The organism is Methylosinus sp. C49 (assembly GCF_009936375.1).
GTDB lineage: Bacteria > Pseudomonadota > Alphaproteobacteria > Rhizobiales > Beijerinckiaceae > Methylosinus.
Genome location: NZ_AP022332.1, coordinates 545,181 through 558,743, shown reverse-complemented (window position 1 = coordinate 558,743; position 13,563 = coordinate 545,181). Strand labels below are relative to the sequence as shown.

Annotated in this window: 10 protein-coding genes; 9 read left to right on the top strand and 1 reads right to left on the bottom strand. The window is 65.5% G+C overall.

What is annotated here, in order from left to right; all coding sequences use genetic code 11:
- Positions 1-82 precede the first annotated feature (82 nt).
- The 8 genes from GYH34_RS02600 to GYH34_RS02565 all read left to right on the top strand — a co-directional run bounded on the left by GYH34_RS02600 (position 83) and on the right by GYH34_RS02565 (position 11,802).
- On the top strand, positions 83-1,573 hold the full coding sequence (locus GYH34_RS02600; protein WP_161912235.1) for an NAD(P)/FAD-dependent oxidoreductase: 1,491 nt from the start codon (positions 83-85) through the stop codon (positions 1,571-1,573).
- Between the two features lies 1 nt (position 1,574).
- Positions 1,575-2,006, top strand: coding sequence for a GtrA family protein (locus GYH34_RS02595; RefSeq protein WP_161912234.1), 432 nt, complete (start codon positions 1,575-1,577; stop codon positions 2,004-2,006).
- The gene (locus GYH34_RS02590) at positions 2,003-3,805 is read left to right on the top strand and encodes a hypothetical protein (protein ID WP_161912233.1); all 1,803 of its coding nucleotides are present in this window, start codon (positions 2,003-2,005) and stop codon (positions 3,803-3,805) included. The genes GYH34_RS02595 and GYH34_RS02590 overlap by 4 nt, the downstream gene beginning before the upstream one ends.
- A gap of 35 nt (positions 3,806-3,840) precedes the next feature.
- Positions 3,841-4,827 (top strand): hypothetical protein, encoded by a 987-nt coding sequence (locus tag GYH34_RS02585; protein WP_161912232.1) that lies wholly within the window; start codon positions 3,841-3,843, stop codon positions 4,825-4,827.
- On the top strand, positions 4,824-5,729 hold the full coding sequence (locus GYH34_RS02580; RefSeq protein WP_161912231.1) for a heparan-alpha-glucosaminide N-acetyltransferase: 906 nt from the start codon (positions 4,824-4,826) through the stop codon (positions 5,727-5,729). The genes GYH34_RS02585 and GYH34_RS02580 overlap by 4 nt, the downstream gene beginning before the upstream one ends.
- Before the next feature lie 337 nt (positions 5,730-6,066).
- A complete protein-coding gene (locus tag GYH34_RS02575; RefSeq protein ID WP_161912230.1) occupies positions 6,067-7,638 on the top strand; it encodes a 2-isopropylmalate synthase in 1,572 nt (523 codons plus the stop codon).
- Between the two features lie 231 nt (positions 7,639-7,869).
- Complete coding sequence (gene acnA / locus GYH34_RS02570) at positions 7,870-10,596, top strand: aconitate hydratase AcnA (RefSeq protein ID WP_161912229.1); 2,727 nt, start codon at positions 7,870-7,872, stop codon at positions 10,594-10,596.
- 288 nt (positions 10,597-10,884) lie between these two features.
- On the top strand, positions 10,885-11,802 hold the full coding sequence (locus GYH34_RS02565; RefSeq protein ID WP_174242354.1) for a LysR substrate-binding domain-containing protein: 918 nt from the start codon (positions 10,885-10,887) through the stop codon (positions 11,800-11,802).
- Between the two features lie 17 nt (positions 11,803-11,819).
- On the opposite strand, the gene GYH34_RS02560 is transcribed toward GYH34_RS02565, so the two are convergent.
- Positions 11,820-12,368, bottom strand: coding sequence for a L,D-transpeptidase (locus tag GYH34_RS02560; RefSeq protein ID WP_161914853.1), 549 nt, complete (start codon positions 12,366-12,368; stop codon positions 11,820-11,822).
- A gap of 279 nt (positions 12,369-12,647) precedes the next feature.
- Between GYH34_RS02560 and mepA the strand changes: the two genes are divergently transcribed.
- Positions 12,648-13,562 carry a penicillin-insensitive murein endopeptidase gene (gene mepA / locus GYH34_RS02555; protein ID WP_161912228.1) on the top strand — a complete coding sequence of 305 codons (915 nt, stop codon included), beginning with the start codon at positions 12,648-12,650 and terminating at the stop codon, positions 13,560-13,562.
- The last annotated feature ends 1 nt before the right edge of the window (position 13,563 follow it).

Sequence of the window (13,563 nt, the reverse complement as noted above, 5' to 3'; positions counted from 1 at the left end):
CATCCATACTGCCCCTACGTGCCGTGAGCCTCGCCGCGTGACGCGGGCGGCCGGCGCACGCCACGCTTGTCTCAGGGCCGTCATGGGCGAGATCATCGAATCGATAGTGATCGGCGCGGGGCCTGCGGGCCTCACCGCCGCTTATGTTCTGGCGAAGAACGGCCACGAGGTTCTCGTCCTCGAGCAGGACCGATCCTATGTCGGCGGCATCAGCCGCACCGCGAGCTACAAGGGCTTTCTCTTCGACATAGGCGGACACCGCTTTTTCTCGAAATCGAAAGAGATCGTCGATCTGTGGGACGAGATTCTCCCGCATGATTTTATCGAGCGGCCGCGTCTGTCGCGCATCTTCTATCGCGAGAAATTCTACGCCTATCCGCTGAAGGCCTTCGAGGCGTTGAAAAATCTCGGGCTCTTCGAGAGTGCGTTGTGCATGGCGTCCTTCGCTTTCGCCAAGGCGTTTCCAGTGAAGGAGCCGCGCTCCTTCCATCAATGGGTGCGCAATCAGTTCGGCGAGCGGCTGTTCGGCATTTTCTTCAAGACCTATACCGAAAAGGTCTGGGGCATGAGCTGCGACGACATCTCCGCCGATTGGGCGGCGCAGCGCATCAAGGGTCTCAGCCTCGGCGCGGCGATCATCGACGGCTTGCGTCGCTCCCTGAAGCTCCGCAAATCCAGCAGCGCCGCGAAGACGCTGATCGAATCCTTCCGCTATCCGCGTCGCGGTCCCGGCATGATGTGGGAAGCCGCCGCGCGCAAGATGCAGAAGCTCGGCGGCCGCCTGCGAATGGGCTGCAAGGTCGAGCAGCTCGCCTTCGACGAAGCGAGCGGAATTTGGACCGTCACGACGCGCGATTCGCAGGGCGCTGTCGAGACGCATCGCGCGCACAATGTGCTGTCCTCCGCGCCGCTGCGCGAGGTGATGAATGCGCTGACGCCGACGCCGCTCAGCCTGTTCAACGCGCGCGCGCTGGCCTATCGCGATTTTCTCACCGTCGTGCTGATCGGACGGCCGCAGGAGGAGTTCCCCGACAATTGGATCTATATTCATGATCCGTCGGTGAAGGTCGGCCGCGTGCAGAATTTCAAATCCTGGTCGCCGGAGATGATCGCCGATGGCGTTTCCACCTGCCTCGGCCTCGAATATTTCTGCTTCGAGGGCGATGGATTGTGGAACGCCGCGGACGCCGATCTCATCGCCCTCGCCAAGGACGAGATCGCGAAGATCGGCCTCATGAAGGCGGAGGATGTGCGCGACGCCTGCGTCGTGCGTCAGGCCAAGGCCTATCCGGTCTATGACGAGTCCTACGCCGCCAATGTGCAGGCGATTCGGCTCGAGCTCGCGGCGCGCTATCCCGGCCTGCATCTCGTCGGCCGCAACGGCATGCACAAATACAACAACCAGGATCATGCGATGATGACCGGCATGCTGACGGCGCTCAATATCATCGCCGGCCGCGCGATCTATGACGTCTGGGGCGTGAACGAGGACGCCGAATATACGGAAGCCGGCGTCTCCGGCGCCGAGCAGGCGCTGGCGAGCGAACGTCTCGTGCCGAAGCGGGTCGCGTGACGTGTCGACGCATCGCGTCTTCGCCGCGACGCGCGTGCTGCGCGATCTCATCGCCTATGGGCTGGCGAGCGGCGCGGCGCTGGCGCTCGACTATGGGCTGCTGCTGCTCTTCCACAAGACGCTCGGCGCGCCCTATCTCGTCGCGGCGGCGATCGGCTTTTGCGGCGGGCTCGCGCTCGTCTATGCGCTCAGCATAGCGGTGGTGTTCCGCGATCGGCGCAGCGTGCGGCCGGCGTCGGAATTCACGCTCTTCTGCGTCATCGGCCTCGCCGGCTTGCTCGTCACAGAGGCGCTGATGCTCCTCCTCGTCGGCCGTCTCGGCTTCGATCCCGCCTTTGCGAAAATTCCGACGGCGGGCGTCGTCTTCCTGTTCAATTTCACCGCGCGCCGCGCGCTTCTCTTCTCGGCGCCCGCCGCCAAGGCCTCTGCGTGAGCGCGCTCGCCGGCGAGACGGCGGAGCTTCCCGTGCGCACACGTCGGGAAATTCCGCTTCTCGCCGCCATTATCCCAGCGCTCGCCGGCGCCGCGCTATTGACGCTGCCTCGCGCGCGCGCCGTGTGGAGCGCTGGCGAATTCTACGATTCCGACGACGCCATGCGCGCCGTGCAGCTGCGCGATCTCCTCGCCGGGCAAGCCTGGTTCGATATGACGGCGCGACGGCTCGATCCGCCGGACGGGCTCTTCATGCATTGGTCGCGCATCGTCGATACGCCGCTCGCCGTGCTCGATCTGCTGTTCGGGCTGTTTCTCGCGCCGGAGATGGCGGAGCGCGCGACGCGGCTCGCCTTTCCCTTTCTCTGCCTCGGTCTGCTCTTCGCGCTCGCGGCCTTTGTGGCGCGCGTCATGGCGGATCGCGCGGCGCGCATGCTCGCCGTCTGGCTGGTCTTTCTCTCGGCGCCCATGTTCATGCAATTTTCGCCGGGCCGCATCGATCATCACGCGCCGCAGATCGTGCTGCTGATGGCGACATTCGGCCTCATCGCGCTCGGCCTCCATCGTAAGCGTCCTCTGGCGCTCGCGGCCGCCGCCGCGCCGCTCGCTCTGTCGCTCGCGATCAGCCTCGAGAATCTTCCCTTCTTCATCGTGCTGCTGGCGGCGCCGGCGATCCTCTTCCTCATCGAAGGCGCAGCGGCGTCGCGCCGTCTTCTCTCATTCGCTCTCGGCCTGCTCGTCTTCGCGCCGCTCTCTTACGCGGCGACTGTCGCGCCTTCGCGCTATGGCCTTTCGGCCTGCGACGCCTATTCGGCCGTCCATATTCGCGCCATTCTCGTCGGCGCGCTCGGCTTTGCCGCGCTGGCCGCCGTCGCGCCGCGCCTCGAGACGCTTCCCCGCCGCGCCCTCGGGCTCGCTCTCGTCGGCGCGGCGCCGGTCGGGACTTTCGTCGCCAGCGCGCCGCAATGTCTCGGCGATCCGCTGGTCGGGCTCGATCCGCTGCTGCGCGATCTCTGGCTCTCCCATGTCACCGAGGCCAAGCCGCTGAAGGCTTTTGCTTCCGATCCGGCCCTGCTGGTCTCCACCGCCGCGCCGGTACTGCTCGGGCTCCTCGCCGCCATTGTCCTCGCCTGGCGGGAGCATGGCCTCGCGCGCGGGCGCTGGGCCATGCTGGCGGCGGCGATCCTCATCGGCTTCGCTGCGGCGCTCTGGCAGATTCGCGTCTTTTCTTCCGTCACGCCGCTCGCCATGGTCGCGCTCGCCGGGGCCGCTGCGGCGCTATCGGCGCGCCTCGGTCATGTCATGCCGCTGCTGCGCTGGCTCTCGATCGGCCTGCTCTGCCTTTTCGTCTCGCCCATGGGCCTCGCTCTGGCGCTGCAATCGGAGGGCGAAGCCGCGCCGCGCGAGATGCGCCGCGCCTGCCTCGAGGCGAGCGCCTTCTCCGGCCTCGCGGCGCTGCCGCCGGCTCGCATCGTCGCGCCGGTCGATATGGGCGCGCATATTCTCGCCTTCACGCCGCATTTCGTCTTCGCGGCGCCCTATCATCGCGACAATCGCGGCAATCGCCTCGCGGTCGACGCTTTTCTGGCCGAGCCCGCCGCGGCCGAGCGCCTGGTGCGCGCCGCCGGCGCCGAGCTGCTACTCTGGTGCGACGGCGGCGAGACTGGCAACGCCCTCATCGAGCGCGCGCCCCATGGGCTGGCGGCCGCCCTCGCGCGTGGCGAGAGCCCCCCCTTTCTCGAGAAAATCCCACTCGAGCGCTCGCCTTTCCATGTTTTCGCCCTGCGTCCCGCGCAATAATATCCGGCGCCCGCAACAGGAATCCGATACCGCCCATGTCCACACCGCTGCTCGACCGCCGCCGGCTTCTCCTCGCCGCTTCCAGCCTGCCCTTCGCCCGCCCGTCCTTCGCGCAGCAGCCGCAAGAGGCGGAGGAGGATCTGCAAGTGCGGATCGAGAACCGATCCACGCCCGAGCTCTGCGCCGAGAAGGACAATATCGAGCTGGATTTCGTCTCGCCGCAGGTGCGGCGCATGCGCGTGCAGGCGGTTCATCCCTCCTATATCGGCATGATCGGCTCGGACCGCTGGGCGCCGGATTGGACGAGCTGCGATCTCTCGCATGATTCCAAATTCGCCGCCGACGCGCGCCGCCTCACCTTTTGGGAGACGCCGGAATTCTGGCTGGTCGGCTACACTTTCCCCTCCTTCTGGCGGCCGAACGACGTGCCCGTGCGCGTCGGCGATCGGGTGGAGAAGGGCTTTCATCTCGTGCAGCTGTGGATGACCTATCGCGAGCGAGCGGAGGAAATTCTGGTCTTCTACCCGCCGGACGGCTATTGGCGCGCCCGCCCGCTGCCTTTCGAGGATATGCGCTGGACGGCCTATGGCTCCTCCTTCCTCATCGGCCCGGTGGAGGTGCAGGAGCGCCCCATCGTCGCGCTGAAGGAAATCGTCTTCGATCCGCAGACGCGCAGCTTCACCCTGCGCTTCCGTCGTGGCGGCGAGGCCAAGCTGCGTCTCGGCTCCATCGATCAGGATCGCATCGTGCTCGATGTCTCCTATAGCGACGCAATGCCGGACGGCCTGCCCTTCGCCTCGCTGCGGTCCATGTACACCACGCAATCGATGAGCGACGCGGCGCTGGTCGCCTGGCGCACGAAGCGCGGCATAGGCTGGCAGGAGGCGCCGGTGATCGGCTTTCCCGGCGCGCCGGCGACGGAAATCTGGCTCGGCCGGCACATGCCGTCGCGGCACAATCTCTCGGCGCCGGATATGGTGTTCGGCAAGTTTCAATCGACGGCGGCGACGGCGGTCAAATGACCGCGCGCCTCATATGGCTGGATGTCGCGCGGGGCCTCGCCGTGCTGGCGATGTTCGCCTTTCACTTCGGCTGGGACCTCGGCCATTTCGGCCATATCGATCCCGATATTCCCTATTCGAACGCGTATAAGGCGTTCGGCCATGCGATCGCGGCGAGCTTTCTCTTCATCGCCGGGCTCTCGCTGACGCTCGCGCAGGGGACGGCGTTTCGCGCGCGCGCCTATTGGCGTCGGCTCGCTCTGCTCATCGGCGCGGCGCTGCTGGTGAGCGCCGGGACTTACATCGCCTTCCCGTCGAGCTTCGTCTTTTTCGGCATTCTTCATTGCATCGCCGCGGCGAGCCTGCTCGCCCTGCCTTTCCTGCGGCTGCCCTGGCCGGCGGCTTTCGCCGCGGGCGTCGCGCTGGTCGGGGCGTCCGTTGTCGCGCGCGGGCCTTTCTTCGATACGCCGTGGTTCTGGTGGACGGGGCTTTCGACCTTCGAGCCGATGACCAATGATTATCGCCCGCTCGCGCCTTGGGCGGGCGCGCTGCTGTTCGGCGTCGGCGCGGCGAAGCTGGCGCGTCTATGCCCAGCGGCCGTCGCCGATACGCATGGCAATGTGACGACGCGCAGCGTCGCCTTGCTCGGGCGGCACAGCCTCGCGCTCTATCTCCTGCATCAGCCCTTGTTCTTCGCCGGCTTCACCGCCGTCGCCATGCTGCTCGCGCCGATGCAGAATGCGCGTTTCGCGGAAGCCTGTCGCGCGCAATGCGTGGCGTCGGGCGCGAGCGTCCAGAAATGCGAGACGGCTTGCGATTGCGCAGCGCGCGAGGCGGCGCGGGAGGATGCGCCGCCTGACGCCGGGACTGAGGAAGGCCGCGCGCGTCTCGAGCGAATCGCGCGCGCCTGCGTGGCGAGGTGAGCGAAAGGGCGGGCCCAGGAGCAGACCGTCGGCGTTGCCTTTCGCATCTGCGGCGCCAGTCACCCTTGCAACCCGAGGCGAAGGCGCGTATTTTCATGCGCAGATCGGCGCAGCGCCGATGAGACCGAGGAACTGAGCTTTGGCGGCGACGGCCACCATCACGATTGACGCGGCGCGCTCCTCGGCGCTCGAGACCGCGCGTCTTCTTTCCAGCCTGCTGCTTCTTAGTCGCCCCTGAACGCCCCCAGGGCCGCCCGGCCCAGGCATTCAGGGGAAGCCGAGCTGAGACGAAACGAGAGCGCCCGCGAGCTCGGGCCGAGCAGTTCAGGACGAAGCCATGACCGACAATAATCCTTCCGCCGCCCGCGACGCCGATCGCGTCGTCATTTTCGACACCACTCTGCGCGACGGCGAGCAATCGCCCGGCGCCTCCATGACCTTCGAGGAGAAGCTCGAGGTCGCCGATATTCTGGACGAACTGGGCGTCGATATCATCGAGGCCGGCTTCCCCATCGCCAGCCAGGGCGATTTCGAATCGGTTTTCGAGATCGCCAAGCGCGTGAAGAACGCCACTATCGCCGGCTTGGCCCGCGCCGCCGCCAAGGACATAGACCGCTGCGCCGAGGCGCTGCGTCACGCCCGCAACGCGCGCATCCACACCTTCATCTCCACCTCGCCCGTCCATATGAAATACAAGCTCCAGATGGAGCCGGAAAAAGTATTGGAGATGATCGCCTCCTCCGTCTCGCGGGCGCGCAATCATGTCGCCGATGTCGAATGGTCGGCCGAGGACGGCACGCGCACGGAACATGATTTCCTGTGCCGCTGCGTGGAGACGGCGATCAATGCCGGCGCGACGACGATCAACATTCCCGACACGGTGGGCTACGCCACGCCGCAGGAATATGAGGCGCTGTTCCGCATGGTGCGCGAGCGCGTGCCCAATGCCGATAAGGCGATCTTCTCGGTTCATTGCCATGACGATCTCGGCCTCGCGGTCTCCAACTCGCTGGCCGGCGTGCGCGGCGGCGCGCGGCAGATCGAATGCACCATCAACGGCATAGGCGAGCGCGCCGGCAACGCCGCGCTGGAAGAAGTGGTGATGGCGATGCGCACGCGCCCCGATGCGCTGCCCTTCCGCACCAATATCGACGCGAAACTCCTGACGCGCGCGTCGAAGCTCGTGTCGGCGGTGACGTCTTTCCCGGTGCAATATAATAAGGCCATCGTCGGCCGGAACGCCTTCGCGCATGAGAGCGGCATCCATCAGGATGGTATGCTGAAAAACGCGCACACCTACGAGATCATGACGCCGGAGAGCGTCGGCGTGTCCAAGACCTCGCTGGTGATGGGCAAGCATTCCGGCCGTCACGCCTTCAAGGAGAAGCTCAAAGAGCTGGGCTATGAGCTGGGCGAGAATGCGCTGGAGGACGCCTTCAAGCGCTTCAAGGATTTGGCCGATCGCAAGAAGCTCGTCTATGACGAAGATATCGTCGCCCTGGTCGATGACGAGATCGTGACCGCCAATGACCACATCAAGGTCGCGGCGCTTACCGTCATCGCCGGCACAGCCGGGCCGCAGACGGCGGCGCTGACCTTGGACATAGACGGCGAGAAAAAGACGCATCAGGCGACCGGCAATGGTCCCGTCGACGCCATCTTCAACGCCATAAAGGCGCTGGCGCCGCATGAGGCCTCGCTCGAATTGTTCCAGGTCCATGCCGTCACGGAAGGCACCGATGCCCAAGCGGAAGTCTCCGTGCGTCTTTCGGAGGACGGAAAATCGGTGACGGGCCGCGGCGCCGATCCCGATACGCTGGTCGCCTCGGCGCGCGCTTACGTGGCCGCGCTCAATAAGCTGATGGTCAAGCGCAATAAGACCAAGCCCGAGGCAATGAGAGCGGGCTGAGCCCTGCGCAGATTCACTTTATGCGAGGGACGCGGCGACGCGTCCCTCGTTTCGTTTTGCCGGCTGGCCCGAAATTCTCTACAAGATGCGCGGAAGGCGCGATGCGTCGTCATTGCGAGGAGCGAAGCGACGAAGCAATCCAGAGCCGCGACAGGGCTCTGGATTGCTTCGCTTCGTTCGCAATGACTTCTGTCCGCACCTGTCATCGACTCCAAGCGAAGGAAGCGCGAAATGCCGTCACTCGACAGTTTCAAAGCCCTAGAGACGCTAAAGGTCGGAGACGACACCTATCACTTTTTCTCGCTGAAGGCGGCCGAGGCCAATGGTCTCGAGGGCGTCTCGCGCCTGCCCTATTCCTTGCGCGTGCTGCTCGAGAATCTGCTGCGCAACGAGGACGGCCGCTCCGTCACCAAGGAGCATATCGAAGGTTTCTCCAAATGGCTGACCGAGAAGGGCAAGGCCGAGCGTGAGATCGCCTTCCGCCCCGCGCGCGTGCTGATGCAGGATTTCACCGGCGTTCCCGCCGTCGTCGATCTCGCGGCCATGCGCGACGCTTTCGTCGCGCTCGGCGGCGATCCGCAGAAGATCAATCCACTGGTGCCGGTCGATCTCGTCATCGACCATTCCGTCATCGTCGATGAATTCGGCACCAAGAAAGCGCTCGACGCCAATGTGGAGCTCGAATACGAGCGCAATGGCGAGCGCTATCGTTTCTTGAAATGGGGCCAATCCTCCTTCGACAATTTCCGCGTCGTGCCGCCCGGCACTGGCATCTGCCATCAGGTCAATCTCGAATATCTCGCCCAGACCGTCTGGACGAAGAAGGAGAAGATCAAGACGGACGGCAAGAAGGAGACGATCGAATACGCCTATCCCGATACTCTGGTCGGCACCGATTCGCATACCACAATGGTGAACGGCCTCGCCGTGCTCGGCTGGGGCGTCGGCGGCATAGAGGCGGAGGCCGCCATGCTCGGCCAGCCGCTGTCGATGCTCATTCCCGAGGTCGTCGGCTTCGAGCTGACGGGCGAGCCGAAAGAGGGCGTCACCGCCACCGACATCGTGCTCACCGTCACGCAAATGCTGCGCAAGAAGGGCGTGGTCGGCAAATTCGTCGAGTTCTTCGGCAAGGGCCTCCCGCATCTCTCGCTCGCCGATCGCGCGACCATCGCCAATATGGCGCCGGAATATGGCGCGACCTGCGGCTTCTTCCCCGTGGACGAGGAGACGCTGGATTATTTGAAAATGTCCGGCCGCTCCAATTCCCGCATCGATCTCGTCGAGGCCTACACAAAGGCGCAAGGTCTTTTCCGCGAGGCCGACACGCCCGACCCGGAATTCACCGACACCATCTCGCTCGATCTTTCGACCGTGGTTCCGTCCCTCGCCGGGCCGAAGCGCCCGGAGGGCCGCGTCGCGCTGGAGGATGTCGGAACCGCTTTCGCGAGCGCGCTCGCGACCGAATATAAAAAGCCCGGCGATGTGACGCAGCGCTTCTCGGTCGAGGGGACGAATTACGATCTCGGCCACGGCGATGTCGTCATCGCCGCCATCACCTCCTGCACCAACACTTCCAATCCCAGCGTGCTGATCGGCGCCGGCCTGCTCGCCGCCGCCGCGCATGAGCGCGGGCTGAAGGTGAAGCCCTGGGTGAAGACCTCGCTCGCGCCGGGAAGCCGCGTCGTCGCCGAATATCTCGACAAGGCCGGGCTGCAGAAGGATCTCGACAAGCTCGGCTTCAATCTCGTCGGCTTCGGCTGCACCACCTGCATCGGCAATTCCGGCCCGCTGCCGGCGCCTGTCTCCAAGACGATCAACGATCATGACATTGTCGCGGCGGCTGTGCTGTCGGGCAATCGCAATTTTGAAGGCCGCGTCAATCCGGATGTGCAGGCCAATTATCTCGCCTCGCCGCCGCTCGTCGTCGCCTTCGCGCTGGCGGGCTCGGTCGCCAAGGATTTGACCAAGGAGCCGCTCGGCCATGACAAGAAGGGCGAGCCGGTGTTCCTGCGCGACATCTGGCCGAGCAACGCCGACATTCAGAAATACATCCGCAAGAATGTCACGCGCTCGCTGTTCCGCGACACTTATGCGGATGTGTTCGAGGGCGACAAGCATTGGCGCAAGGTCGATGCGCCGTCCGGCGAGACCTATAAATGGTCGGGCGGCTCCACCTATGTGCGCAACCCACCCTATTTCGAGGGGCTGACCAAAGAGCCCAAGCCCATCCAGGACATTGTCGAGGCGCGCATTCTCGCGCTCTTCGGCGACAAGATCACCACCGACCACATCTCGCCGGCCGGCTCCATCAAGGCCGCCTCGCCGGCCGGACGCTGGCTCACCGAGCGCCAAGTGTCGCCGGCGGACTTCAATCAATATGGCACGCGCCGCGGCAATCACGAGGTGATGATGCGCGGCACTTTCGCCAATATCCGCATCAAGAACCATATTCTGCGCGACGAGGCCGGCAATGTGCCGGAAGGCGGGAACACCAAGCATTTCCCCGATGGGGAGACGCTCTCCATCTATGACGCCGCGGCGAAATACGCCGAGGAGGGCGCGCCGCTGGTCGTCTTTGCCGGCGCCGAATATGGCAATGGCTCCTCGCGCGACTGGGCGGCCAAGGGCACCATGCTGCTCGGCGTGCGCGCGGTGATCGCGCAGAGCTTCGAGCGCATTCATCGCTCCAATCTCGTCGGCATGGGAATTCTGCCTCTGACCTTCGAGGCGGGAACGAGCTGGGCCTCGCTCGGCCTCACCGGCGCGGAGACGGTGACGATCCACGGTCTCGCCGGCGACACGCTGACGCCGCGCCAGACGCTTAACGCCGAGATCGTCTATCCCGACGGCAAGCAGGCGAGCGTGCCGCTGCTGGCGCGCATCGACACGCTGGACGAGCTCGAATATTTCAAGAATGGCGGCATTCTGCCCTACGTCCTGCGCCAGCTCGCCGGCTGACAAAGGCGGCGCCTCGACGTTCTCTCCTTCTCCCACTTGTGGGAGAAGGTGTCGCGCGAATGCGCGACGGATGGCTCGAGGGACCGCTGCGCGCTGCGGAAAAGCGCGAATGCTGCGAGGACCCTCATCCGACCCCGCTTCGCGGGGCCACCTTCTCCCGTGAACGGGAGAAGGGACCGTCTGTCCTGATAGATGAGTTGAATTCATTCATCATCTTACGGCAAAGCTTTTGACAAATAGCGCATTCGCCTCCATGAGATGAATAATTCTCATCCATGAGAGGCGGCGATGCGGGCTCTGCCCTCGCTTGTGTCCTTGCGCGCTTTCGAGGCGGCCGCGCGGCGGGAGAGCTTCAAGCTCGCCGCCGCCGAGCTCGGCGTCACGCCGACGGCGATCAGCCATCAGATCAAAGGTCTCGAAACCGACCTCGGCCTGCGTCTCTTCACGCGCAAGGCGCGCGAGGTCGCGCTGACGCCGCAAGGTCTGGCGCTCTATCTCGATCTGCGCGTCGCCTTCGATTCCATGGCCGAGGCCATAGATCGCGCGCGGCGCCCGACCGAGCGCAAGCAGGCGGCGACACTCTCCGCCACAGTCGCCTTCACCTCACGTGCGCTGGCGCCGCGCGCCGAATCCTTCCGCGGCCAGAATCCGGGCTGGGATTTGCGGCTGCACGCCTCCGACCGTCCGGCCAATCTGCGCGCCGGCGAGGCGGATGCGGCGATCCGCTGCGGCGTCGGCCAATATTCCGGCCAGGTGGCGACGCCGCTGTTCACCGATCGCTATGCGCCGGTGTGCAGCCCGCGGCTCGACATTCGCCGCCCCAAGCATCTTGCCGGCGCGACGCTCATTCACCGCGAATGGGGGCCGCACGCCAATGGCCCGCGCCTGGCGAGCTGGCGCCGCTGGGCCGACGAGCGCGGCGCGAAGAGCTTCGACCCGGAGGTCGGAACCGTCGTCGCGGACGAGGAGAGCGCCATACGCGCCGCCGTCGCCGGTCAGGGCGTGGCGCTGGCCAGCCTGCCGCTGGTCGCCGCCGAGCTAGCCTCCGGCGCGCTGGTGCAGCCCTTCGGCCCCGTGCTCGACGGCCTGCAATATGACTTCGTCCATCCCCTCGGCGCGGAAGACCGGCCGGCGGTCGCCGCGCTGAAGGATTGGGTCGTCGCCGAATTCGCCGCCGCCGAGCCGTCCAGCCTGTCGCGCGGCTGAAAATCAGCCGCGAAGCGTCAGTTGCCGAAGGGGCTCGTCATCGGCGCCGACTGCCAGCTCTTCACGCTGGTGACGGAGCGATAGCGCTGTCCCGGACCATAGGCGAGCGCGTGAGAGCGATGCGGCCGATGATGCAGGCCCGCGACTTGGGTCCGATGCGGCTTGTGGGCGGCGTAGCGCGTCGCGGGCGAGGAGCCGGTGATGGAGATCTGCGCGCCCTCCTCCTGCACCAGCTTGTAGAGCGTCGCGGCGTTGGCCGGGGAGACGCGCACGCAGCCATGCGAGGCGGGGCGGCCTAGCGCGCCGGTCGCATAGGTGCCGTGGATCGCATAGCCGCCGCTGAAGAAGATCGAGTGCGGCATGGGCGACATGTGATATTTGCGCGAATAATGCATTTTCTGCAGGCCGGTGGGCGCATAAGTGCCGCGCGGCGTCACATAGCCCGCGCGAGCGGTCGAGACCGGCCAGCTATAGGAGCCCTTGGAGGACTCGACCTGCATTCTCTGGGTGGAAAGATCGATATGGATTTGCACGGTCGCTTGCGCCGCGCCGATCGATGCGAACATCGCAACGAGAATGAGCCCGAAGGCTTTGAAACAACGCATCACAACACTCCCCCACGAACACGAGACACACGCCGCACAGTTAGGGCGGCATAAAATGGCGCCTCCTACGTAGGGGCAATCTATATCCGAGGGTAAGGTTGACGCGAAAGCCGAAAAACGAGGCGAATCGATTCGCCTTCTCTTTCCGATGCTGCGCGGACTGGCGAAAAGACCGCAAAGCGCCCAGAATCTGACTGATTCACGCTTCCGCTCCCTCACTTCGCCACGAAAGCCCCAGAAATGAACCTGCAAAGATCGGCCGCATTGGTTCTCTGGCTCGCCGCGATCGCCCCGGCCTTCGCGCAGGACAAGGGCACGTTGGACCCCAAGCCCTTGCCGCCGCTCGCCCATCCCGACGACCCGTCGACGCCCGCCAAGGAGCTCTTCGGCCGCGCCACCAGCCCGGCCCCGCTCGATCCCGATCCGATCGGCTTCTATTCGCATGGCTGCCTCGCCGGCGCCGAGGCGCTGCCCGTGAACGGCCCGAATTGGCAGATCATGCGCTTGTCGCGCAATCGCTTCTGGGGCCATCCGGCGCTCATCGGCTTTCTGCAGCGCCTCGCCCCGGCGGCGTCGCAGGCCTCCGGCTGGCCGGGCCTGCTCGTCGGGGATATCTCGCAGCCTCGCGGCGGGCCTATGCTCACCGGCCACGCCTCGCATCAGATCGGCCTCGACGCCGATATTTGGCTCACCCCCATGCCGCAGCGCGAATTGTCCCGCGCCGAGCGGGAGGAGATGTCGGCCACCGATATGGTGCGCGAGGATCGGCTCGATATCGATCCCAAGGTGTGGACCGAGGGGCATCTCGCCGTTCTGCGCACGGCGGCGCGCGCGCCGGAGGTGCAGCGCATCTTCGTCAACGCGGCCATCAAAAGGGCGCTGTGCCGGCAGGCGACGGGCGACCGCTCCTGGCTCGCCAAGGTGCGCCCCATGTTCGGGCACAATTACCACTTCCACATCCGGCTCTATTGCCCGAAGGATGCGGAGAGCTGCAAGGATCAGGACCCCGTGCCGGCGGGCGACGGCTGCGATTCATCCCTGGCCTGGTGGTTCACCGACGAGGCGCTGCACCCCAAGAAATCGACCAAGACCTGGCCGCCCATGACCATGGCCAAGCTGCCCGGGGAATGCCGCGAGGTGCTGAAGGCGCGATAGA

Excerpts from the sequence above, each read along its gene's own strand:
- GYH34_RS02600 (WP_161912235.1), top strand. The coding sequence starts at position 83 with ATGGGCGAGATCATCGAATCGATAGTGATCGGCGCGGGGCCTGCGGGC.
- GYH34_RS02585 (WP_161912232.1), top strand. The coding sequence starts at position 3,841 with ATGTCCACACCGCTGCTCGACCGCCGCCGGCTTCTCCTCGCCGCTTCC.
- GYH34_RS02580 (WP_161912231.1), top strand. The coding sequence starts at position 4,824 with ATGACCGCGCGCCTCATATGGCTGGATGTCGCGCGGGGCCTCGCCGTG.
- GYH34_RS02575 (WP_161912230.1), top strand. The coding sequence starts at position 6,067 with ATGACCGACAATAATCCTTCCGCCGCCCGCGACGCCGATCGCGTCGTC.
- acnA (WP_161912229.1), top strand. The coding sequence starts at position 7,870 with ATGCCGTCACTCGACAGTTTCAAAGCCCTAGAGACGCTAAAGGTCGGA.
- GYH34_RS02565 (WP_174242354.1), top strand. The coding sequence starts at position 10,885 with ATGCGGGCTCTGCCCTCGCTTGTGTCCTTGCGCGCTTTCGAGGCGGCC.
- GYH34_RS02560 (WP_161914853.1), bottom strand. The coding sequence starts at position 12,368 with ATGTTCGCATCGATCGGCGCGGCGCAAGCGACCGTGCAAATCCATATC.
- mepA (WP_161912228.1), top strand. The coding sequence starts at position 12,648 with ATGAACCTGCAAAGATCGGCCGCATTGGTTCTCTGGCTCGCCGCGATC.